Source organism: Cellulosimicrobium sp. BMG9.22, assembly GCF_059159975.1.
Window position 1 is genome coordinate 1 of record NZ_JBZGBY010000045.1, and the last position, 21,914, is coordinate 21,914.

Below are 21,914 nucleotides of genomic sequence, written 5' to 3' on the forward strand. Positions count from 1 at the left end.
GCGTCAAGGCCGCGCTCCCAAGACCCACACCCGACAGTCCACGGTGACGGCGCGGACAGCCCGAGCACCGACGCCGCCCTGCCCGCGGACCCGACCCAGCACGCCCAACCCGGCCCGAGCACGAGCCCCCGCGGCGGCGCCGTCAAGAGTCTTGACGTCGAGACACGTCGAGTACCCTCGCGTCATGGAGCAGCAGCACGAGGACGAGGTCGACCGCATCGTCGCGGCGTGGCAGCGTGAGCGCCCGGACCTCGACGTCGAGCCGCTCACCGTCTTCTCGCGCGTGGACCGCCTCGCGCGGCACCTCGACAGAGCGCGCCGTACGGCCTTCGCGCGCGGACACCTCGAGACGTGGGAGTTCGACGTCCTGTCCGCGCTGCGCAGGGCCGGAGAGCCGTACCGCCTGTCCCCCGGGGCGCTCGTCACGCAGACGCTCGTCACGAGCGGGACGATGACCAACCGCATCGACCGGCTGGAGGAGCGTGGGCTCGTCGTCCGCCGCCGCTCCCCCGACGACCGCCGCGGCATCCTGGTCGAGCTGACCTCCGACGGCCTCGAGCGGGTCGACGCTGCCATGACCGACCTGCTCGCCGTCGAGGCGCGCATCCTCGACGCTCTCGAACCGGGCGGTCGCCCTGCGCTCGCGGCACTCCTGCGTACAGTCGTAGGACAGTTCGACGACTGACCCGACGACCCGGAGCACCGGGCGGACGGCGTCCCCCCACGTCCCGGAGGTCTCTGGTCCATGCCGCCGTCACGGCCGCCGTCGTTCCCGACGTCGTTCCGCGGCGGGATCGACGGCGTGCTGCTCGTGGCGGTGCTGCTCGTCGCGGTCAACCTGCGGGCGCCCATCACGGCGCTCCCGCCGGTCGTGTCCGACGTCTCGGCCGACCTGGGGCTCACCGCGGCGACCGCCGGTCTGCTCACCGGCATCCCGGTGCTGTGCTTCGCACTCGCCACGCCCGCTGTCGCCGGCCTGCTCGGACGGTCGTCGCTGCGTACCGCGATCGCGGTCGCGCTCGGGCTGATCCTCGCGGGGACGCTCCTGCGCTCGGCCGATCTCGCGGCGCTGCACGGCCCGGCCGCGCTCGGCACTGCGGGCACGTTCGCCGGGACCGTGGTGCTGGGTCTCGGCATCACGACGGCGAACCTCGCCGTCCCGATGATCGCCCAGCGTGACTTCCCCGGCCACGTCGGCACGGTCACCGGGCTGTACACGGCCGCGATCAACGTGGGCACGGTCGCGACGACGGCGCTCACCGCCCCGCTCACCGATGCCGTCGGGTGGCGCTGGGCGCTCGCGTCGTGGTCCGTCCTCGCAGTCGTGGCGCTCGTGTGGTGGCTGCGGGCGGTGCCGCGCGACGCATCGGCCGGCTCCTCCCGCGCACGGGATGCGGCGGTGCCGGGCACGACGGCGGCGCTCGGCCCGGGCGAGGACCGCACCCCGGCGGACGTCGCGACCGGCGACCCGGACGGCGACGCGCTCGCCGTGGCCGCCGCCGAGGGCGTCACGGGGACCGACCCGACCGCGGCCCGCGAGCGCCACGTGCTCGCGACGTCGTTCACGTGGTGGCTGTGCGCGATGTTCGCGCTGCAGTCGTCGAGCTTCTACGCGCTCACGGCGTGGCTGCCGCTGATCCTCGAGGAGCTCGCGGGGATCCCCCGCTCGGCGTCGGGAGGGGCGGCCTCGCTGTTCCAGGGTTTCGCGATCGTGGGCGGCCTCGCGGTACCGCTGGCGGCGCGCCGGTGGACGATGCGGCAGAGCTTCGTGGTCATCGCCGTGCTGTGGCTCGCGCTGCCCGTCGGGCTCCTCGTGGCACCGGACCTGTGGGCCGTGTGGGCGTCGATGGCGGGTGTCGCCCAGGCGGCGAACTTCGTCGTGATCTTCACGCTCGTCGCCCAGCGGTACCCGACCGTCCGTCGTGGCCGCCAGGCGTCGGCGACGGTGCAGAGCGTGGGCTACTGCTTCGCGGCGGCCGCACCGACTGCCGCCGGAGCCCTGCACTCGGCGACGGGCTCGTGGACGACGCCGGTCGCCGTCGTGCTCGGCGCGCTCGTCCTCATGACGGCGGTCGGCGTCGCCCTCACGGGCCGCCGCCCCGCTCTCCCGGGCGACCGCTCCACTCCCACGCCGAGATAGCGACACCCCGCCGAGATAGCGACGCCCCGCCACTGGTCGTCGCTCTCTCGGCGGGGTGTCGCTATCTCGCGGGTTGGCCGCGAACCGTTGACTACCCCAGCAACTCGTGTTTATGGTGTACACACCGTCTACGAGATACACACTCGTGTGCGGCGCATACATCGAACCGACCACCGACACGAAGGAGAAGGCGATGAACGACCCGATGATCGCCGCGCAGGGGCTCGAGAAGTCCTACGGCGACCACGCCGTGCTGCGCGGCGTCGACCTCACCGTCCGCCGCGGCGAGATCTTCGCGCTGCTCGGCCCCAACGGCGCCGGCAAGACCACGACCGTCAACATCCTCACGACCCTCGTCAAGCCCGACGGCGGGAAGGCGTCCGTCGCGGGCGCCGACGTCGTGCGCGACGCCGGCCGGGTGCGCGACGTCATCGCGCTCACCGGGCAGTACGCGTCGGTCGACGAGTTCCAGTCCGGCACCGAGAACCTCGTCATGATGGGGCACCTGGCGCACCTGCCGACGCGGACCGTCCGCGGCCGGGCCGCGGAGCTGCTCGAGCGGTTCGACCTGACGGACGCGGCGGACCGTCGCGTCGGCACGTACTCCGGCGGCATGCGCCGTCGGCTCGACCTCGCGATCAGCCTCGTCGCGGACCCGGCCGTCCTCGTCCTGGACGAGCCCACCACCGGCCTCGACCCGGCGTCGCGCTCGCAGCTCTGGGACGTCGTCCGGGGCCTGGCCGCCGACGGCACGACCGTCCTCCTCACGACCCAGTACCTCGAGGAGGCCGACCGCCTCGCCGACTCGATCGCCGTGCTCAACGACGGGAAGGTCGCCGCGCTCGGCACGGCGACCGAGCTCAAGGCGCTCGTCGCCGGCGACCACGTCCGCATCGCGTTCGAGGACCACGCGAGCCTCACGACCGCCGTCGGGCTCGCGGCGCAGCTCGGGCTCACCACCACGGAGACCGACGACAAGGACCTGTCCCTCACGGCCGCGAGCGACGACCCGGTCCGCACGATCCGCGACGTCCTCGCCGCCGCCGACACGAACGGCCTCGCCGTGAGCGGTGTCAGCGTCGTCAAGCCCACGCTCGACGACGTCTTCCTCGCCCTGACCTCGAAGGAGTCCGCACGATGACCACGACGGCCACCACCACGCTGCCGGCGCGCCCCGCCCGGCGGGCTCCCGCGCCCCGCGCAGGCCAGTCGCCCGCGACCGCCCTGCGCGACGTGCGCACGATGGTCGTCCGGGAGACGCGTCGCCAGCTGCGGAGCATCGACGGGCTCATCACCGCGTTCGTGCTGCCGGTGATGATCATGCTCGTGTTCGTCGTCATCTTCGGCGGCGCCATCTCGGGCGACGACTACATCGACTACGTCGTCCCCGGCGTGCTCGTCATGTGCCTGGGCTTCGGGTCGGCGACGGCTGCGGTCGGCGTCGCGCAGGACATGACGTCGGGCACGATCGACCGCTTCAAGACGATGCCGATCTTCGGCCCGTCCGCCCTGTGGGGGCACGTCGTCGCGAGCATCGGCCGCAACCTCGCGTCGGCGGTCGTCGTCGTGGGGGTCGCCTATGCGCTCGGGTTCCGGGCGGACGCCGGCCTCGGTGACTGGCTCGGGCTCGTGGCGTTCGCCGTGCTCTCGGTGCTGACCTTCACGTGGCTCAGCGTGGTGCTCGGCCTCGTGCTGAGCGTCGAGGCCTCGCAGTCGGTGAACTTCATCTTCCTGTTCGTGCCCTACCTCAGCTCGGGCTTCGTCCCGGTCGACACGATGCCGTCGTGGCTCCACGGCTTCGCGGAGAACCAGCCGTTCACGCCCATCATCGAGACGTTCCGCGGGCTGTTGACGGGCGCCCCCGACGCGACGACGATCCTCACCGCCGTCGCCTGGCTGGCCGGCTTCCTCGTCGCGAGCTGCGTCGCCGGCTCCGTGCTGTACCGCCGCCGGACCGCCCGCTGACCCCGACCATGCCGAGCATGCCGAGCATGCGCCTGTCGCCCGTCCCGAGCCTGGGACGGGCGACATCCGCATGCTCGACCGCACCGGGATCAGGGAGGATGACCCCATGACGGACGCACCCGACCTCCCCGCCCGGATCGCGCTCACGTGGGGCGTCGCCGAACGGCCCGAGCGCGCACCGAAGCGCGAGCTGAGCATCGAGCGCATCGTCGAGACCGCGATCGAGATCGCCGACGCCGACGGTCTCGCGGCGGTCTCCATGGCGAAGGTCGCCCAGAGCCTCGGCTTCACGACGATGTCGCTCTACCGGTACGTCACGAGCAAGGACGACCTGCTGCTCCTCATGCAGGAGGCGGTGCTCGACGTCGAGTACCCCCCGGCGCACGAGCCCGACGACTGGCGCGCCGAGCTGCGGGAGTGGGCGCAGTTCACCATGGCGGTGTTCACGTCCCACCCGTGGTACCTCGACATCCGGGTGACCGGCGTGCCGCTCACGCCGAACAACCTGCGCGCCGCGGACAGCGGGCTCCGCGCACTGAGGTCCACGCCGCTCGACGAGGAGGAGAAGATGTCGGTCATCCTCCTCGTCAGCGGGTACGCCCGGACGGCCGCCCGCCTCCAGTCGGACCTCGCGCGCGCGGAAGAAGCGGGAGGCGACGAGGACGCCGTCCTCGGCGGCGCGTTCCACGACGCGCTGCGCGGGCTGGTCGACGAGGTGCGGTTCCCGCACCTGCGCCCGCTCGTCGAGTCCGGCGCGTACGGAGGCGAGGGACAGATCGACGACACGGCGTGGGGGCTCGAGCGTCTGCTCGACGGCCTCGCCGTCTACGTCGACGCGCGGGCCGCGGGCGCCCCGGGCGCGGGTCGGGACTTCGCCGCGGAGCGCCGGGCGCACGACGAGGCGGGTGGCGACGGGGTCCACCTCGACGCGCGCGACGCCGTCGCGCCGGTCGAGGTGTCCGTCCACGTCAAGGACGCGAAGGTCAAGAAGGCCACGCTCAAGCGCCGGGACGCGGAGCGGCGCCTGCGCGAGCAGCACAAGCGGGTGCGCGAGCTCGAGAAGGCGCTGCGCGACGCCCAGAAGGCCGAGCGCGAGGCGGTCCGGGCCGCCGTGGAGAAGGCCCGCGGGCAGTGACCCGACACCCGGCGTCCTGACGCACGCGATCGGCGGCCGAACCTGGCTCGCCGACCCTGCGCGACCGCTCAGTCGGGGGCTCGCGCGCCGTCGTCGGACGCCCGGCGGTCGAGCAGGAGGTCCCCGGCACGAGCGATCACCTGGGATCGCGATCGACCGCCGTGGTCGGCCACGAGAAGGTGCTCACCGATGGCCAGGCAGAACGCGAGCAGGCTCCGAGCCTCGACCTCGTCGGGGTCGGCGCAGAACGTGCCGATCATCTCGCGGAGCAGGGCCATGCGCTGGTCGTCCACCCGACGCAGCCGCGTCGCGACGGCCTCGTCGCGACGCGCCCACTCGCGGACGGCGAGGTCGATGGGCAGCAGGCGGTCGTTCGAGAACGTGAGCACCCCCGCGCGCTGGATCCTGGTCTTCGGGTCGCCGCCCTCGCGCTCGATGCGCTCGATCACGTCGTCGACGCTCTCCCGCTCCCACGTGTCGAGCATCGCCTCGAGCAGCGCGTCGCGGTGGTCGAAGTACCCGTAGAAGCCGCCCTTGGTGACCCCGAGGTTCTTGGCCAGGACCTCGATCCGCACGGCGTCCGTGCCGCCGGCGGCGAGGACCCGCAGCCCTTCCTCCACCCACTCGTCCCGGTGGGTGCGCAGTGCGCCCATGGTGATCCGCCTCACGTCGCCTTGGATATACGCCATCGTACAACGCTGCTACGGTCAGCGTTGTACACCAGCGTATAACGAGGAGAGGACCTGCAGACATGAGGCTTCCCGTCGCCGCCCACGCCGAGCAGCCGTGGCGGATCCACGACCTCGCGCACGACTTCCGGGTCCAGGACGTCTGGGCGTTCCGCACCCCCCGTGGCGGCCCGGACGACTTCGGCCGGATGCTCGCCGCGATCGGCGCGACCGACGGACCGCACACGTCCTCCGCGGCGGTCCGGTTCCTGTTCGCCCTGCGGTGGAGGCTCGGCGCCCTCCTCGGGCTGGACGCGACGGAGGCCGGCCTCGGCACCCCGGACGATCCGCTGCGCGACCGCCTGCCCGACGACCTCCGCGCCGCCCCGGGCCGCACGATGCCCGGCCTCGGCCCGTTCGCCACGGTGTACGAGCTCGACGACGAGTGCGCCTGCGAGCTGGCGAGCACGACGGTGCACGCCGTCCTGCACCTCGGGTGGGCGCGAGGCCCGAGCGGCGAGCACGAGCTGCGCATGGCCGTGCTCGTCAAGCCGGACGGCCGCGTCGGGCAGGGCTACATGGCCGCCATCGCACCATTTCGGCGGCTCGTCGTCCAGCCCGCCCTCACGCGGCAGTGGGAACACGCGTGGCAGGACACGCGGCCGGTGGAACAGGAGCAGAGCACGCCCGAGGTGCGCCGTCTCGTCGGGGCGACCGTCGTGCCCGGGACGGTGCTCGCCGCGAGCTCGCTGCCCGACGCCGACTACGCCGACGTGTTCACGCTCACCTCCGACGTGACGACCACCCCCGAGCAGCTGGCGCGAGCGATGTTCGGCGACGTCCCGAGTGCCGTGGAGCGACTGATCTGGCGTGGGCTGCTCGGCCTTCGGTTGAGCAGAGGCCGCTCTGCGCGCACGGTCGGCGGATGGCGGATCACCGCGAGCGACGAGCAGTGGATCCGGCTCGAGGCCCGCTCGTGGTTCCTCAGCGGCAACCTCGTCGTGCGTGCGACCGACGGCGAGACGTCGCTCGCCACCCTGGTGCGCTACGACCGGCGGGTCGGAGGCGTCGTCTGGCCGCCGCTCGCCGCCGTGCACCGCCGCCTCGCACCCGGCCTCCTGCGCACCGCCGTCAGGCAACGGGCGGCCCGGCGGGATTCGTCGTCCCACGACGCATGACAACCGTCGGCGTATCCTTGTAGCGGCAACCATCATGCGGTCGCCCTCCCGAGGAGATGCCGTGACGGAACCCCGCTGGCTCGATCCCCAGCAGCTCGACGCGTGGAAGCGGCTCGTGGCCGTGGTCGAGCTGCTCCCGGGCGCCCTGGACTCGCAGCTCCGGCGTGACGCCGACCTCAGCCACTACGAGTACTACGTGCTCGCGATGCTCTCCGAGTCCCGCGACCGCACGCTGCGCATGACGGACCTCGCAGGGGCCACGAACGCGACCCTCCCCCGGCTCTCGCACGTCGTGGCGCGGCTCGAGAAGCGTGGGCTCGTCGAGCGCGTCCCGTGCCCCGACGACCGTCGCGCGACGAACGCGCACCTCACCGACACGGGGTGGGACAAGGTCGTCGCCACCGCTCCCCGCCACGTCGCGACCGTCCGCGACCTGGTCATCGACGCGCTCGCTCCCGAGCAGGTCACCCAGCTCGACGCGATCGCGGGCGCGATCCTCGAGCGCGTCGACCCGGACGACCGCATGGGCTTCCTGCGACGTTGAGCCCACACGGCTCCTGCGGCCGCGTGCGGCCCTCGGTCAGCGGACCCGCATTGGCCCCGCGACGACGACCACGTCGCCGTCGGGCCGGAGCCCGTCCAACGCGGCCGACAGGTCCTCCACCGAGAGCTCGACCAGGCCCGGCAGGGCCGCCACCACGTCCCCCCACTCGGGCGCGGCGTCGTTCACCTCGACGCTGTGCCCGTTCACCAGGTCGAACGACACGTGCCGCACGGTGCGGACGACGGCGTCGAGCGCGTACGCGGTGACGCGGTGCACGTCCGACCACGGCGCGAGCACCCCGCCGTGGCCGGCGTCGACCTCGACGCCGCGCGCCGAGACGCTGATCCGCATCTCTCCTGGCCCCGGCGTCATCCCGCGATCTCCGCAGCCTCGAGCCAGGCCGCCTCCAGCTCGTCCTTCTCGGCCGCGAGCGTGCGCAGCTCGGTGTCGAGCTCCGCGACCGCCGTGAAGTCCGTCGCGTTCGCGGCGATCTTCTCGTGCAGGCGACCCTCCGCCTCGGCGATCTTGCTCAGCCGCCGCTCGATGCGGTTGATCTCCTTCTTCGCGGCCCGGACCTCGGCCGCGCTCGGCCCGGCGGGCGCCACCTCGTGCGCTGCGGACGCCTCGCCCGGCGCCGTCGACGCGAAGCCGCTCGACGACGACGTCGTCGCGCCCGCGATGGCGGCGCGGCGCAGGTCGAGGTACTGCTCGACCCCGCCCGGCAGGTCCCGGACCTTGCCGTCGCCGAGCAGCGCGACCTGGCGGTCGGCGACGCGCTCGAGCAGGTAGCGGTCGTGCGAGACGACGATCAGCGTCCCGGGCCAGCCGTCGAGCAGGTCCTCGAGCGCGGCGAGGGTGTCGGTGTCGAGGTCGTTCGTCGGCTCGTCGAGGAGCAGCACGTTGGGCTCCGCGACGAGCAGGCGCAGGAGCTGCAACCGGCGCCGCTCGCCGCCCGACAGGTCGCGGACGAGCGTCTGCGACCGCTCGCGCGTGAAGCCCAGGCGCTCGACGAGCTGGGACGCGGTGAGCTCCTTGCCGTCCACGAGGACCGACCGCTTCTCGTCCTCGATCACCTGGATCACGCGCGACCCCGCGATGTCGTCGAGCTCGCCGATGTCCTGGGACAGCTCGGCGACGTGCACCGTCTTGCCGCGCTTGACCCGGCCGGCGTCCGGCTCGCGCCGCCCGGCGAGGAGGGCGAGGAGGGTCGTCTTCCCGGCGCCGTTGACCCCCACCACGCCGTACCGGTCGCCCGGGCCGAGCCGCCACGTGACGTCGTCGAGGAGGACCCTGCGGGGCGTGTCAGAACCCGGTGACGCCGGAGCGTCCTGTGATGCTGGCACCCGGTGCGCGGGCACGGTGACGGTCACGTCCTCGAGGTCGAGCACGTCCTTGCCGAGACGCTTCGTCGCGGTGCGCGTGAGCTCGAGCGAGTCGCGCGGGGGCGGCACGTCGGCGATGAGCGCGGCCGCCGCGTCGAGGCGGAACTTCGGCTTCGACGTCCGCGCGGGAGCCCCGCGCCGCAGCCACGCGAGCTCCTTGCGCAGCAGGTTCTCGCGCTTCTCGGCCGTGACGGCTGCGGTCCGCTGCCGCTCGGCCCGGGCGAGGACGTACGCGGCGTACCCGCCCTCGTAGCCCTCGACCTCCCCGGAGCCGTCGCCGCGCACCTCCCACATGCGCGAGCAGACGGCGTCGAGGAACCAGCGGTCGTGGGTCACCACGACGAGCGCGCCCCGCGCACCCGGCCGCGCGAACCGCGCCTGCAGGTGCTCCGCGAGCCACGCGACGCCCTCGACGTCGAGGTGGTTCGTGGGCTCGTCGAGGAACAGCACGTCGTGGTCGGCGACGAGCAGCGCCGCGAGCGCGACCCGTCGCCGCTGGCCGCCCGAGAGCGTGTCGGCCGAGGCGTCGAGGTCGAGGTCGCCGATGAGCCCGGCGTGCACCGTGCGGATGCTCGCGTCCGACGCCCACGCGTGCGTGGCGGCGTCGCCGTGCACCAGGTCGCGGATCGTCGCGCCGGTGCCGACGTCGTCGCGCTGGTCGAGCAGGCCCAGCCGCAGCCCGCCCACCCGGGTGACCCGGCCGCCGTCGGGCTGCTGCGTCCCCGCGAGCAGGCGCAGGAGCGTGGACTTGCCGGCCCCGTTGGGGCCGACGATGCCGACACGGTCGCCGTCGTCGAGACCGAGCGAGACGTCGTCGAGCAGGGTGCGGGTGCCGACGGTCAGCGTGATGCCGTCGGCGCCGAGTAGGTGAGCCACGTCGTCGAGGGTAGTCGTCGCACGACGGCCGCCCGGCCACAGGCCCGGCCGACAGGGACGTCTCCCCCACCCACCCCGACACCCAAGCGGACCATGCGCCGTCGGGCACGACCAGGGTTCTACCTCGGCGGTGGGTCAGTGGGCGACGACGCGTGCGCCGGCGGCCGGGGCAGTCGTGCACCAGACGCTGTCGCACGCGTCGTTCGCGGTCCACGAGGCGGCGATGGCGAGCGCGTGCTGGCGGCTGCGGGCGAGAGCGGCGACGGTCGGGCCCGAGCCGGAGACCATCGCGCCGAGCGCGCCGGCCTCACGGGCGACGTCCAGGGTGTGCCGCAGCTCGGGACGCAGCGAGAGGGCCGGGCCCTCGAGGTCGTTGCGCAGGACCTGCCCGAGTCCGACGGCGTCCCCGGCGCGCAGCGCCTGCATGAGCGCGGTGTCCTCGGCGAGGTCGAGCTCGTCGGGGCCGCCGACCGTCTCGTCGAAGGTGCGGTAGACCTCCGCGGTGGAGAGCCCCTTCGCCTGCACGGCGAACGCCCAGTGGAACTCGCCGCGCGTCATCGCGGGCGTCAGGACGTCGCCTCGCCCCGTGCCGACGGCGGTGTGCCCGACGAGCCCGAACGCGACGTCGGCGCCGAGCCCGGCGGCGATGCGCGCGAGCTCGGCGCGCGGCAGGCCGGTCTCCCACAGCGCGTCGCACGCGACGAGCGCCGCGGCGGCATCGGCGGAGCCGCCGGCCATGCCGCCCGCGACGGGGACCCCCTTGAGGATCTGCAGCCGCACGTCCGGGTCGATGCCCACGTGCTCGGCGAGCGCGACGGCAGCGCGCCACGCGAGGTTCGTCGCGTCGGTGGGGACGACGTCGGCCTGCAGCCCGGTGACGCCGAGGGACACGCCGGAGCCGGGCGGCACCTGGTGGGCGACGACCTCCTCGCTCAGCCCGACGGCCTGGAAGATGGTGACGAGCGGGTGGTAGCCATCGTCCTGGAGCGCGCCGACACGCAGCGACAGGTTGACCTTTCCCGGCGCGCGCACCCGGACGAAAGGGGACGGCGCGAGGGAGATGGTCGACCGAGACGCGGGTGTCACGCGTCCACTGTGCCAGGTCGTTCCCGCGCTGCGCGCGGCGAGCCGGACGCGGCGCGCGGGCCGGCGCCGGCGGTCGTGCCCAGGCGTTCGGCGATCCGGGCGAAGTCGGTCACGTCGAGCGTCTCGCCCCGTGCCTGCGGGTCGACGCCGGCGGCCTCGATCGCGGCGAGCGCTGTGGCGGACGAGCCGGCGAGACCGGCGAGGGCGGACCGCAGCATCTTGCGGCGCTGGGCGAACGCGGCGTCGACGACGGCGAACACCTGCTCGCGCGTCGCGGTCGTGGTGGGGGGTTCGCGCCGGTCGAGCGCGACGAGGGCGGAGTCGACGTTGGGGACGGGCCAGAACACGTTGCGCCCGATCGTCCCGGCGCGGCGGGCGGACGCGTACCAGGCCGCCTTGACCGACGGGACGCCGTACGTGCGCGACCCGGGCGGCGCGGCCAGCCGGTCCGCGACCTCGGCCTGCACCATGACGAGCACGCGCTCGAGGGAGTCGAAGCGCTCGAGGAACGTGAGCAGCACGGGGACCGCGACGTTGTACGGGAGGTTGGCGACGAGCGCCGTCGGCGGCGCCCCGGGCAGGGACGTGACCTCGAGGGCGTCGGCGCCGACGACCTCGAGGCGGTCGCCGAGGTCGGGGACGTGCGCGGCGACCGTGCCGGGGAGCTGCTGCGCGAGCACGGGGTCGATCTCGACGGCGACGACGCTCGCGCCCGCCTCGAGCAGCCCGAGCGTGAGCGAGCCGAGGCCCGGACCGATCTCGACGACGCGCTCCCCCGGCCTGACGTCCGCGACGCGCACGATCTTGCGGACGGTGCCGCCGTCGTGCACGAAGTTCTGCCCGAGGGTCTTGGTGGGGCGTACGCCGAGGCGCCCTGCCAGGTCACGGATCTCGGCCGGACCAAGCAGGGCGCCTCGGTTGTCGTTCATGGTCGGCAAGCCTACCGACCTCGGGTCAGCGCAGGCCCAGCTTGGCGGAGCACGCCGGCCACTGGCCCCAGCCCGATCGGGCCTGGAGCGCCTGTGCGCGCTGCGTCTGCTCGGCGGCGGACGCCTCGGACGGGAGCCCGGAGCCGCCCATCGCGCGCCAGGTGGAGAGCGAGAACTGGTACAGGCCGTAGTAGCCGTTGCCCGTGTTCGTCGCCGGGTTCCCGCCGGACTCGCACTGCGCGAGCGCCGACCAGACGCCCTCGGGCGCGGAGCCGAGGTCGGCGGCGGGCGCGGGCGCCGGGGAGGGCGCCGCCCCGCCGGACGAGCGCGGCCTCGCCGCGGGCTCCGGTTCCGGCTCGGGCTCGGGCTCCGGGCGCACCTTGGTGCCCTGCACGAGGATCTTGTTCACCGGGGGCGTGGTGATGCCCTCGGAGACGAGCTCGCGCGACTCCTCGACGCCATCGACCGTCGTGACGCGGTGGACCGTCGTGTGGACGCCCTCGGCGCCCTCCTGCTTGACGACCGCATCGAGGTCCTCGAACCGGTCGGGGTCCTGCTCGGTGACGGTCTCGAACGGCACCGCTGTCGCCGTCGGGACCTCCTGGACGGCGACACGCTGCACGACGAGCGACACCTCGGGGGCGTCCTCCGTCCCGGCGGCGGCGGCCGTCTTGGCGACGTGCACGCGGTCGAGGTCGCCGAGCACGACGCTCTGCTGGTCGAGGATCGCGTCGATGCCGATGCTGCCGTCGGGGGCGACCTTCGTCCCGCCGTCGACGACGACGTTCACGGGGCCGTCCGCGTCGAGGCGGATGGGCAGGGACGCGCGCTCGCCGGAGCGCGACGCCACGAGGCGCACGTCGCTGCCGCGCGAGGCGAGGGTCGTCAGGGCCTCGTCCGCGTCGAGCGCGGTGAGCCAGACGGAGGACTGGGAGCCGTCGACCTGGACGGGGACCTCACGCCCGTAGCGGACGACGACGTCGCTGCCACCGCTCAGGGCGGCGTCGACGTCGGGGACGACGAGGTCACGGTCGCCGACGGCGACGTCCTGCTCCTCGAGCAGGCCGGCGACGGACCCGGCGAAGGTCGTCACGGTGATGGTCTTGCCGTCGACGTCGAGCTCGACGGTCTTGCGGGCGTTGCCGTAGGCGACGGCTCCGGTGGCGAGGAGGACGACGGCGGTCGCGCCGGCGACGAGGGGCCAGCGGCGACGGTTGGTGGCCGTCGTGGTGGTGGCGGGGCTCTCAGGGCTCTCCGCAAGGGTGTCGAGGGGGGTCTGGGGGGTCGTGTCGGCGCCCTCGGGGGCGCCGGCCGCGTTCGCGGTCCGGTGGAAGGGGTTCTTCACTCGGGTCCAGTCGTCGTGCGTCCCGGGCACGGAGGCTCGACGGCGCGCGTGCACCACTGCGGCCCGCGGCGGGGCACGACGGGCGTGCGTCCTCCGCGGCGGGCGCACCAGGGTGCGACCACAGGTCTCGAGCGGCCGATCCGGCTGCCGGCGCCTTGTCGCACCCCTTCCCCAGGGCCCGACGGCGGCGCACCGCTCGTGCGGACCGGGCGCCCTCGACGACCGGTGGGCCGTGGCGAGGGTGCCGTTCGCGCGCGAGCGACATTCGACCGTAACCGATCTGTTATCGAACGCCAACCCTCGGCGGGCTATGCTAGTAGGTTCTGTCCGAATTTATCCGCGAATGTGCCGCCGCCCTGCACGGGGCTCTCACGTGCGCTGCACGCCCCCGACGCGCACGGGAGCACCGCGCGGAACCGACGGCTCAGTACCAGCCCTTGGCGACCGAGTGCGACCACGCGCTGCACGGCGTGCCGTACCGGCCCTCGATGTAGCCCAGTCCCCAGCTGATCTGCGTCGCCGGGTTGGTGCGCCAGTCGTCGCCGGCGCTCGCCATCTTCGACCCCGGCAGGGCCTGCGGGATGCCGTACGCGCTCGAGCTCGGGTTGTCGGCGTCGACGCGCCAGTTGCTCTCCTTGGTCCAGAGCTTGTCCAGGCAGGTGTACTCGTCGTCGCCCCAGCCGCGCTGCGCGGCGAGCGAGCGCCCGATCGCCCGCGCCGAACCAGGGTCCACCGAGACCGAGATGTCCATCGTCCCGATCTTGATGATCTCGTTGCGCGGCTCGGTCGTGACGTTGCGCGTGAGCACCGAGCGGGACACCTCCGCACCCCCGAGGGTCTGCACCGAGTACGTCGTGACCGCCTCGCCGACCCGCCCCGACTGGACGACCACGCGGTGACCCTTCGGCAGGTTCGGGTCCTCGATCTCCTCGGTGACGAAGGGCAGGACCTCGGTCGCGGTGTCCGACGTCGCGGCTGCCCGGCTGACGAGGACCAGCATCCCGTCGACCGCCGCAGCGTCGAGCGGCGCCGACGTCTCGTCGCCCTCGGCGAGCACGATCCCCGCGGTCGCGAGCACGCCGCGCACCGTGGGCTCCGCCGTCGTGATGGGCATGACCACGCCGTCCACGGCGACGTGCACGGTCTTCAGCGTGGAGACCCTGATGGCCTCGCGGCCCAGGGCCTGCGTGCGGGACACCTCGGTCACGGCACCCTCGGCGCGCGGGCCGAGGTAGGTGAGGAGCTCGCCGACGGTACGGGCCGTCGTCGAGATCGTCTGGACCTTCCCGTCGATCTCGATCGTCACGTCCTGGCTCGTGCGCACGACGATCGTGCCGCCGTCGCTCGCCGGGTCCGCGAGCGCGGGCTCGACGAGATCCTCCGCCGCGACGTCGACGCCCTGGTAGTCCAGCACCTCGGCGACGGTCCGGCCATAGGCGGAGACGTCGTGGAGCTCGCCGTCGACGTCGAGCGTCACGCTCTTGTGCAACGAGGCGAACGCGCCCGTGACGCCGACGAGGCTCGCGACGACGAGGCCCTGGGCCGCGACGCGCTGCAGCCGGCGGCGACCGGTTCCGTCAGGTGCGAGCACGCGGGCGGTCCCTTCTGCGGGCGGCTACCCGCGGTGAGCACCCGGGTCGAGGTGCGGTGCGTCGTCGACGCACGGCGTGCGACGCACGGACCTGACCGTAGCCGAAACGTGACCCGGGGCGAAACCTCCTGTTCGCCCGTCCGGGGTGCTCCGCCCCTTGGGCATCCCGTCGGAGGCTCACCAGGCGCCGTAGACGGCGACCGACGTCGCGGCGAGCTGGGCGCAGACGTCGGCGAGCGGGCGCTCGGTCACCTCCGCGACGGTACGGACGGTCGTCGGAAGGACGTACGGGGCGTTGGGCCGGCCGCGGTACGGGTGGGGCGTGAGGTACGGCGCGTCGGTCTCGACGAGCACCTGGTCGAGCGGCACCGCCCGGAGTGCCGCACGGAGCTCGTCGTTGGCACGGAACGTCACCGGCCCGGCGAAGGAGAGGAACCAGCCCTGCTCGGCGCAGAACCGCGCCATCTCGGCATCGCCGGAGTAGCAGTGGAAGACCGTGCGCTCGGGGGCGCCGTCGCGCGCGAGCACGTCCAGGACCTCGGCGTGGGCCTCGCGGTCGTGGATCTGCAGCGCGAGCCCGAGCTCCTTCGCGAGCGCGACGTGCGCGCGGAACGACTCGCGCTGCACGGCGGCACCCCGCGGTCCCGTCCGGAAGAGGTCCATGCCCGTCTCGCCGATCGCGCGCACGCGGTCGTTGGACCGTGCGATCGCGGCGACCTCGGCGATCGCGTCGTCGAGGCCCACGGCGTGGTGCTCCTGCGGGTCGGGCTCCAGCCCGTCCGGCCCCACCTCGCGCACGTCGCCGTGCAGCACCGCCTCGTTCGGGTGGATCGCCACTGCGCCGAGCAGCCGACCCGCCAGGCCGAGCATGCCGTTGTCGCCCGTCGAGGCGTCAGGGCGGGCAGCAACCGCATGCTCGACCGGCGCAACCGCATGCTCGACAACCGACGAGGCCCCCCACGCCTCAGGGGCGCCACGGAGCAGCGCGTCCGTCCACCGGGCCGACGGAAGGTCGCAACCCACCTGCACCACCCGGTCCACCCCGACGGCGGCCGCCCGGGCGAGGTGGTCCGCCACGCCCGGGTGCGGGACCTCGTCCGGCAGGACGCCCGCGATCGCGTCGAGGTGCGTGTGGTTGTCCACCACCGCGACGGGCAGCGGCTCCGGGTCCGGCGGCCACCCGCGCTCGCGCTGCTTCGCCACCGTCAGGCGGTCTCGCGCAGGCGGTCGAGCTCCTCCTCGACGATCGAGTCGTCGAGCTTGGTGAAGACCGGCGTCGGCTTGGCCACGGGCGTCCCGGGGACCACCGCGCGCGGCTCCCAGGCCCGGAACCCGGACTCCGTCCCGCGGGCGTAGTCGCCCGTGATCACCGGGTAGTGGCGGGAGTCGTCGTCGAGGTCCGTGACCTCCTCGATGCGCGGCTGCGGCGAGAAGGTGCCCGTGCCGCCGAACGTCTCGTGCACCTGCTGCGCGGAGAACGGCAGGAACGGCGACAGGACCGTGTTGAGGTCGCTGACGGCCTGCGTCACGGTGTGCAGCACCGTCGCGAGGCGGTCCGGGTCGGTCTTGAGCTTCCACGGCTCGGTGTCCGAGACGTACTTGTTCACCTCGCCGACCGTCTTCATGGCCTCCGCGACGGCGGCGCGCTGACGGTGGGTCGCGATGAGCTCGCCGACCCGGCCGAACGCCGTCGTCGTCGTCGCGAGGACGCCCTCGTCGATCGGCTGGCGCTGCCCGGGCTCGGGGATCGCGCCGAAGTTCTTGTGCACGAGGTTCGCCGTGCGGTTCACCAGGTTGCCCCACCCTGCGACGAGTTCGTCGTTCGTGCGGCGCTGGAAGTCCGCCCACGTGAAGTCGACGTCCTGCGTCTCCGGGCCGGCCGACGCGACGTAGTAGCGGAACGCGTCCGGCTGGTAGCGCGCGAGCATGTCGCGCACGTAGATGACCAGGCCGCGCGACGACGAGAACTTCTGTCCCTCGACGTTGAGGAACTCGCTCGACACGACCTCCGTCGGGAGCTGCAGGTTCCCGTACGCGCCCGGCTCGCCGCCCTTGCTCCCGCGGCCGTCGTAGCCGAGGAGCTCCGCGGGCCAGATCTGGGAGTGGAACGTGATGTTGTCCTTGCCCATGAAGTAGTACGACCGGGCGTCGGGGTCGTTCCAGAACGCGCGCCACGCCTCCGGGTCACCGCTGCGCCGCGCCCACTCGATCGAGGCGGACAGGTACCCGATGACGGCGTCGAACCACACGTACAGGCGCTTGCTCGAGTTCTCCTCCCACCCGGGCAGCGGCACGGGGATGCCCCAGTCGATGTCGCGCGTCATCGCGCGCGGTCGCACGTCGTCGAGCAGGTTGAGCGAGAACTTCAGGACGTTGGGGCGCCACTCGGTGCGCGTGCGCAGCCAGCCGCCCAGCGCGTCGACGAACGCGGGCAGGTCGAGGAAGAAGTGGTTCGACTCGACGAACTTCGGCGTCTCGCCGTTGATCCGGCTCTTCGGGTTGACGAGGTCGATCGCGTCGAGCTGGTTACCGCAGTTGTCGCACTGGTCGCCGCGCGCGCCGTCGTACCCGCAGATGGGGCACGTGCCCTCGATGTAGCGGTCCGGCAGCGTGCGGCCCGTCGACGGCGAGATCGCCCCCAAGGTCGTCCGCTCGACCATGTACCCGTTCTTGTGGACCGTGCGGAACATCTCCTGCACGACGGCGTAGTGGTTGCGCGTCGTCGTCCGCGTGAACAGGTCGTACGACAGCCCGAGCTGCTGCAGGTCCTCGACGATGACCCGGTTGTACCGGTCCGCGAGCGCCTGCGGGCTCACGCCCTCCTTGTCCGCCTGGACGAGGATCGGCGTCCCGTGCTCGTCGGTCCCCGAGACCATGAGGACGTCGTGACCCGCCATCCGCATGTGCCGGCTGAAGACGTCCGACGGGACACCGAAACCTGCGACGTGACCGATGTGGCGCGGGCCGTTCGCGTACGGCCACGCCACGGCCGAGAGGATGTGGGTCATGGTGCCCGATCCTAGTCGGGCACGTCGCCCGGCCGGGTCGCCGTCCGGTCCTTGTGCGAGGGCGGGCGTCCGGTCGGGTCCGGGCGTGCCGGGGGTGTGAGGCGGCGGGCCTACCATCCGCCCGCTCGTTCCTCGCGGGCTCCCGCCAGGCCCACCACGGCCCGCCGCCTCACACCCCCGTCCCGCCCTCGGCGGTCGGCTCGCCCCGGTCATCGCGTCGGCATGACGACGCGCGAGCGGACTCCGGTGCCCCCGCGTGGGTGCGACGACGGACCAGCGGAGCCGGAGCCCCCCACGGAGGCGAGACGACGGACCAGCGGGGCCGGAGCCCCTCGCGGAGGCGAGACGACGGACGAGCGGGCCGGAGCCGAGGGGCGCGCGGGTCGTGGTCGGGCCTGGCGGGAGCCGCGAGGAACGAGCGGCGGATGGGAGACCCGCGCGCCCCTCGGCGCAGGTCCGCGGACCCGACCGACCCGCCCAGCTCAGCCGACGAACCGGCTCAGTACCAGTTGACGGCCTGGGAGTGGGACCAGGCGCCGCAGGGGGTGCCGTAGGAGCCGGCGATGTAGTTCAGGCCCCACGTGATCTGGGTCGCGGGGTTGGTCGCCCAGTCGGCGCCGGCGCTCGCCATCTTGGAGCCGGGCAGGGACTGCGGGATGCCGTACGCGCTCGACGTCGGGTTGTCCGCAGAGGGGTTCCAGTTGGACTCCTTGGTCCACAGCTTCTCGAGGCACGTCCACTGCGAGCCGGTCCAGCCGCGCTCGGCGGCCAGGAGCTGGCCGATGGTGCGCGGGTCCTTGGGGCGCTCCTGGGTGCCCTTGACGACGATCGCGTCGACGGGCGCCGTCGTGACCTCCTGCGCGAGCTGCTCGCGCGACTCCTCGACGCCGTCGACCAGGATGACCTCGAAGGTCGTGGTCGTCACGCCGTCGGCGCCGGCCTGGGCGACGACGGGGGCGTCGTCGGTGTAGCGCGACGGGTCGGCCTGCTCGACCGTCCCGTGCGGGACGGGCGTGCCCACCTGCTGCTGCTCGACGACCACGCGCTGCACGACGAGCGACACCGTGGGCGCGCCCGGCTCGGGGGCCTCGACGCGCTGGACGCTCACGCGGTCGAGCTCGCCGAGCTCGATGCCCTGCTGCTCGAGGATCGCGGGGATGCCGATGCTGCCGTCGGGGGCGACCAACGCCTCGCCGTCGACGACGACGTTTACCGGGCCGTCGGTGTCGAGGCTCAGGTCGAGGGACGCGCGCTCGCCGGAGCGGGACGCGACGAGGCGGACGTCGCCGCCGCGCTCGGCGAGCGTCGCGAGGGCCTCGTCGGCGTCGAGCGCGGTGAGCCAGACGTCGGACTGCTCGCCGTCGGTCTGGACCGTCACCTGCTTGCCGAGGCGGACGACGACGTCGTCCCCGTCGGCGAGCGCGGAACCCGGGTCGGGGGCGACCTGGTCGCGGTCGTCGACCTCGACCCCCGCGGCGTCGAGGGCACCGGCGACGGACCCGGCGAGCGTGCTGACCGTGGTCAGCTCGCCGTCGACGTCGATCGTCACGGTCTTGCGGGCCTCGCCGTACGCGACGGCGCCCGAGCTGAAGAGTGCGACGGCCGTGGCGCCGGCGACGATCGACCAACGGCGGCGGCGCGTCGATGCGAGCGTGCGGGCCGCACGGTGGGTGCTGCGTGTGGGGGTGTCGGTCGAGCCGGAGGGGGCGTCGGCCCGGGAGGGCGGCGTCGTGGCGTTCTCGGGCGCGCGGAAGCGGAAGGGGTTGTGCACAGAGGGTCCAGTCGTCGGGGGTTCCGGGCACGGGGGGCCGACGGCGCACGTGCGCTCTCCCGGTCGCTCCGCGCCGCGGCACGAGCGTCACCCGGGGTCGGCCAGCCGATCCGGCCGTCCAGCGGCGTCCTGGGCCCTGGAGGCCGCTCCGAAACACCGCACCCGCGCCCGCCTTTACACCTGACTGCGGTGGACGGCAACGCGAGACACCCGACCGTAACCGATTCGTTATCGAGGTCCAAACCGACTGGTCAGCCGCCGCGTTCGCCAGATCGACCCGCCCGTCACCAGATCGACCTCCCGAGGGTCGATCTCGAACGCTGGGGTCGATCTCGCATCGGCTGTCGCCGCGCGTGGCGGGAAGTATCAGCCTGCCGGGGTCACCGTGACGCGCAGCAGGCGGTCGTCGCCGTCGCGCGGGTCGCCGCGGCCGTCCGTGTTGTTCGTCAGCACGTAGAGCACGAAGCTCCCGTCGTCGCCCCCGTCGCCCCCCAGCGGGGTCGCGGGGTCCACGAGGACGGCACGCAGACGCCCGAGGTCGGTAAGCACCGCCTGCGGTGCGCCGAACGCGTCGGCCGACCCCCCGCCGTCGGGCGACGCGAACGGCACACGCCACAGCCGCTCGCCGCGCAGGCCCGCCAGGTACGCGCCCTCGCGCGTCACGGCGAGGCCGCTGGGCGACGCGTCCGACGTCCCCCACGTCGCCACGGGGTCGACGAAACCCGCGCCGGCACCGCCCGTGCCCTCGACCTCGGGCCAGCCGTAGTTCCCGCCCGGCACGATCACGTTGAGCTCGTCGAACGTGTCCTGCCCGAACTCCGCGGCGAGCATGCGGCCCGTGACGTCCCACCCGATCCCCTGCACGTTGCGGTGCCCGAGGCTCCACACCGGAGACGCCGGGTCGGGGTTGCCGGGAGCGGGGGCGCCGTCGACCGTGACCCGCAGGATCTTGCCCGCGAGCGCCGTCGCGTCCTGCGCCGCGTCGCGCTGCTGTGCGTCGCCGGTCGTCACGTAGAGGAAGCCGTCCGGCCCGAACTCGAGCCGGCCGCCGTCGTGGGTCGACGCGGCAGGGACGTCCTGCACGACCGGCGTGAGGGCCGACAGCTCGCGGCCCGTCAGCGTCCCGCGCAGGACCTCGTTCTGGTCGACCGTCGTGCGGTACACGAAGACCTCGCCCGGCGCCGCGCTCCCCTCCGGGCCGACGGCGACGCCGAGCAGTCCAGCCTCCCCGCGCACCACCGTGCCGTCCCGCAGATCGTCCGCGCCCGGGCCCGTCACGGGCTCGACCGTCCCGGTCGCGGGGTTCACGACGACGAGCCGACGCTCGTCGCGCAACGACACGAGCAGCGTCCCGTCCGCGAGCGACGCGATCCCCCACGGTGCGGGCAGCCCGGTCGCGACCTCGGCCACGTCGAGGCGCACCTCGGGCACCACGACGAGGCCCGGCGCCGCGGCCGGATCCGGCGTGGGCGTCACAGACTCGGCGGGCGCCTCCGGCTCGACCACGTCCCTCGTGGCCGACGGCGCAGGAGTGGGCTCCCGCCCGTCGTCGGCCGTGCACGCCGCGAGCGCTCCGACGAGCAGTGCGACGAGCGTCGTGCCGCACACAGCACGGGCACGACCGGAGGGGCGGCGCAGGCGGTACATGCGTCCATCCTTGCGCGGGGGGCGACCTCGTGCCGAGATTCCGCGCGCGTCGCGGCCCACGCCGGCGAGCGCTCGGCGCGCAGAATGTGTGACCTGCGCCACAATGTAGACGAAGGAGGCGGGTTCCTCCCGCCTCACCGAAGCCCTCAGGAGGGGCGCCATGAACCCGAAGGTGCTCAGCTTCGTCGTCGCCGCCATCGCCTACGGCGTCACGCTCGTCATCGCCAACCTGGTGCTCGAGGGCATGACCATGAGCTGGCTGTGGGGGCTCGTCGCGGTCGCGCTCTTCACCGTGACGATCACCGTCCTGCGCCCGCTCGTCGTCCGCATGCTCGGCAAGCACGTCCACGGCTGGACGTGGACCCTGGGACTCGTCACCGTCCTGGGCTCGCTCATCATCACCACCCTCCTCTCGCCGTCGGGCGGTTTCGACATCAACGGGTTCTGGACCTGGGTGTGGGCGACTCTCATCGTCTGGGTCGGGACGATCGTCTACGACCTCGTCGACGACCGCGCCGTCGCCGCTGCGGGCCGACAGGTCGACAAGTACCAGGGCCGGCACGGCGAGAACCCGCCGACGGCGGCCCCTGCCTGATCGTCGTCGCCCTGGGCGACTGCCCGCTCGGTCGCCCTGGGTGAGGGTGCGGGA

19 protein-coding genes are annotated in these 21,914 nt (G+C 73.6%); 8 read left to right on the top strand and 11 right to left on the bottom strand.

The annotated features are described in order from the left end of the window. Window positions 1–184: 184 nt before the first annotated feature. From AC4H2H_RS18740 to AC4H2H_RS18760, 5 genes are all read left to right on the top strand, one after another. The gene (locus AC4H2H_RS18740; protein WP_494372343.1) at window positions 185–685 is read left to right on the top strand and encodes a MarR family winged helix-turn-helix transcriptional regulator; all 501 of its coding nucleotides are present in this window, start codon (window positions 185–187) and stop codon (window positions 683–685) included. A gap of 60 nt (window positions 686–745) precedes the next feature. After that, a complete protein-coding gene (locus AC4H2H_RS18745; RefSeq protein ID WP_494372344.1) occupies window positions 746–2,140 on the top strand; it encodes an MFS transporter in 1,395 nt (464 codons plus the stop codon). 193 nt (window positions 2,141–2,333) lie between these two features. Next, window positions 2,334–3,281, top strand: a complete 948-nt coding sequence (locus AC4H2H_RS18750) for an ATP-binding cassette domain-containing protein (protein ID WP_494372345.1) — start codon at window positions 2,334–2,336, stop codon at window positions 3,279–3,281. Next, on the top strand, window positions 3,278–4,105 hold the full coding sequence (locus AC4H2H_RS18755; protein WP_494372346.1) for an ABC transporter permease: 828 nt from the start codon (window positions 3,278–3,280) through the stop codon (window positions 4,103–4,105). The genes AC4H2H_RS18750 and AC4H2H_RS18755 overlap by 4 nt, the downstream gene beginning before the upstream one ends. A gap of 106 nt (window positions 4,106–4,211) precedes the next feature. After that, window positions 4,212–5,240, top strand: a complete 1,029-nt coding sequence (locus AC4H2H_RS18760) for a TetR/AcrR family transcriptional regulator (RefSeq protein ID WP_494372347.1) — start codon at window positions 4,212–4,214, stop codon at window positions 5,238–5,240. 68 nt (window positions 5,241–5,308) lie between these two features. On the opposite strand, the gene AC4H2H_RS18765 is transcribed toward AC4H2H_RS18760, so the two are convergent. Continuing rightward, window positions 5,309–5,929 (bottom strand): TetR/AcrR family transcriptional regulator, encoded by a 621-nt coding sequence (locus tag AC4H2H_RS18765; RefSeq protein WP_494372348.1) that lies wholly within the window; start codon window positions 5,927–5,929, stop codon window positions 5,309–5,311. 62 nt (window positions 5,930–5,991) lie between these two features. On the opposite strand from AC4H2H_RS18765, the gene AC4H2H_RS18770 reads away from it, so the two are divergent. Beyond that, window positions 5,992–7,086, top strand: coding sequence for a DUF2867 domain-containing protein (locus AC4H2H_RS18770; RefSeq protein WP_494372349.1), 1,095 nt, complete (start codon window positions 5,992–5,994; stop codon window positions 7,084–7,086). A 61-nt stretch (window positions 7,087–7,147) separates the two neighbouring features. After that, the gene (locus AC4H2H_RS18775) at window positions 7,148–7,630 is read left to right on the top strand and encodes a MarR family winged helix-turn-helix transcriptional regulator (protein ID WP_494372350.1); all 483 of its coding nucleotides are present in this window, start codon (window positions 7,148–7,150) and stop codon (window positions 7,628–7,630) included. 36 nt (window positions 7,631–7,666) lie between these two features. On the opposite strand, the gene AC4H2H_RS18780 is transcribed toward AC4H2H_RS18775, so the two are convergent. The 10 genes from AC4H2H_RS18780 to AC4H2H_RS18825 all read right to left on the bottom strand — a co-directional run bounded on the left by AC4H2H_RS18780 (window position 7,667) and on the right by AC4H2H_RS18825 (window position 21,265). After that, on the bottom strand, window positions 7,667–7,981 hold the full coding sequence (locus tag AC4H2H_RS18780) for a hypothetical protein (protein ID WP_494372351.1): 315 nt from the start codon (window positions 7,979–7,981) through the stop codon (window positions 7,667–7,669). Between the two features lie 17 nt (window positions 7,982–7,998). Next, window positions 7,999–9,888 (bottom strand): ABC-F family ATP-binding cassette domain-containing protein, encoded by a 1,890-nt coding sequence (locus tag AC4H2H_RS18785; protein ID WP_494372352.1) that lies wholly within the window; start codon window positions 9,886–9,888, stop codon window positions 7,999–8,001. A 135-nt stretch (window positions 9,889–10,023) separates the two neighbouring features. Next, on the bottom strand, window positions 10,024–10,974 hold the full coding sequence (locus AC4H2H_RS18790) for a 4-(cytidine 5'-diphospho)-2-C-methyl-D-erythritol kinase (RefSeq protein WP_494372353.1): 951 nt from the start codon (window positions 10,972–10,974) through the stop codon (window positions 10,024–10,026). Then, window positions 10,971–11,903 (bottom strand): 16S rRNA (adenine(1518)-N(6)/adenine(1519)-N(6))-dimethyltransferase RsmA, encoded by a 933-nt coding sequence (rsmA, locus tag AC4H2H_RS18795; protein WP_494372354.1) that lies wholly within the window; start codon window positions 11,901–11,903, stop codon window positions 10,971–10,973. The genes AC4H2H_RS18790 and rsmA overlap by 4 nt, the downstream gene beginning before the upstream one ends. A 25-nt stretch (window positions 11,904–11,928) precedes the next feature. Next, the gene (locus AC4H2H_RS18800) at window positions 11,929–13,278 is read right to left on the bottom strand and encodes a resuscitation-promoting factor (protein WP_494372355.1); all 1,350 of its coding nucleotides are present in this window, start codon (window positions 13,276–13,278) and stop codon (window positions 11,929–11,931) included. Window positions 13,279–13,672: 394 nt separating this feature from the next. After that, complete coding sequence (locus tag AC4H2H_RS18805) at window positions 13,673–14,839, bottom strand: resuscitation-promoting factor (RefSeq protein ID WP_494372356.1); 1,167 nt, start codon at window positions 14,837–14,839, stop codon at window positions 13,673–13,675. A gap of 177 nt (window positions 14,840–15,016) precedes the next feature. Then, window positions 15,017–16,042, bottom strand: coding sequence for a TatD family hydrolase (locus AC4H2H_RS18810; RefSeq protein WP_494372357.1), 1,026 nt, complete (start codon window positions 16,040–16,042; stop codon window positions 15,017–15,019). A gap of 2 nt (window positions 16,043–16,044) precedes the next feature. Then, the gene (gene metG, locus AC4H2H_RS18815) at window positions 16,045–17,847 is read right to left on the bottom strand and encodes a methionine--tRNA ligase (protein ID WP_494372358.1); all 1,803 of its coding nucleotides are present in this window, start codon (window positions 17,845–17,847) and stop codon (window positions 16,045–16,047) included. 499 nt (window positions 17,848–18,346) lie between these two features. Beyond that, complete coding sequence (locus AC4H2H_RS18820; protein ID WP_494372359.1) at window positions 18,347–19,618, bottom strand: resuscitation-promoting factor; 1,272 nt, start codon at window positions 19,616–19,618, stop codon at window positions 18,347–18,349. A gap of 366 nt (window positions 19,619–19,984) precedes the next feature. Continuing rightward, window positions 19,985–21,265, bottom strand: a complete 1,281-nt coding sequence (locus AC4H2H_RS18825) for a PQQ-dependent sugar dehydrogenase (protein WP_494372360.1) — start codon at window positions 21,263–21,265, stop codon at window positions 19,985–19,987. A gap of 160 nt (window positions 21,266–21,425) precedes the next feature. On the opposite strand from AC4H2H_RS18825, the gene AC4H2H_RS18830 reads away from it, so the two are divergent. Beyond that, complete coding sequence (locus tag AC4H2H_RS18830) at window positions 21,426–21,860, top strand: hypothetical protein (RefSeq protein ID WP_494372361.1); 435 nt, start codon at window positions 21,426–21,428, stop codon at window positions 21,858–21,860. The last annotated feature ends 54 nt before the right edge of the window (window positions 21,861–21,914 follow it).

Excerpts from the sequence above, each read along its gene's own strand:
- AC4H2H_RS18740 (WP_494372343.1), top strand. The coding sequence starts at position 185 with ATGGAGCAGCAGCACGAGGACGAGGTCGACCGCATCGTCGCGGCGTGG.
- AC4H2H_RS18745 (WP_494372344.1), top strand. The coding sequence starts at position 746 with ATGCCGCCGTCACGGCCGCCGTCGTTCCCGACGTCGTTCCGCGGCGGG.
- AC4H2H_RS18750 (WP_494372345.1), top strand. The coding sequence starts at position 2,334 with ATGAACGACCCGATGATCGCCGCGCAGGGGCTCGAGAAGTCCTACGGC.
- AC4H2H_RS18755 (WP_494372346.1), top strand. The coding sequence starts at position 3,278 with ATGACCACGACGGCCACCACCACGCTGCCGGCGCGCCCCGCCCGGCGG.
- AC4H2H_RS18760 (WP_494372347.1), top strand. The coding sequence starts at position 4,212 with ATGACGGACGCACCCGACCTCCCCGCCCGGATCGCGCTCACGTGGGGC.
- AC4H2H_RS18765 (WP_494372348.1), bottom strand. The coding sequence starts at position 5,929 with ATGGCGTATATCCAAGGCGACGTGAGGCGGATCACCATGGGCGCACTG.
- AC4H2H_RS18770 (WP_494372349.1), top strand. The coding sequence starts at position 5,992 with ATGAGGCTTCCCGTCGCCGCCCACGCCGAGCAGCCGTGGCGGATCCAC.
- AC4H2H_RS18780 (WP_494372351.1), bottom strand. The coding sequence starts at position 7,981 with ATGCGGATCAGCGTCTCGGCGCGCGGCGTCGAGGTCGACGCCGGCCAC.
- rsmA (WP_494372354.1), bottom strand. The coding sequence starts at position 11,903 with ATGAACGACAACCGAGGCGCCCTGCTTGGTCCGGCCGAGATCCGTGAC.
- metG (WP_494372358.1), bottom strand. The coding sequence starts at position 17,847 with ATGACCCACATCCTCTCGGCCGTGGCGTGGCCGTACGCGAACGGCCCG.
- AC4H2H_RS18825 (WP_494372360.1), bottom strand. The coding sequence starts at position 21,265 with ATGTACCGCCTGCGCCGCCCCTCCGGTCGTGCCCGTGCTGTGTGCGGC.
- AC4H2H_RS18830 (WP_494372361.1), top strand. The coding sequence starts at position 21,426 with ATGAACCCGAAGGTGCTCAGCTTCGTCGTCGCCGCCATCGCCTACGGC.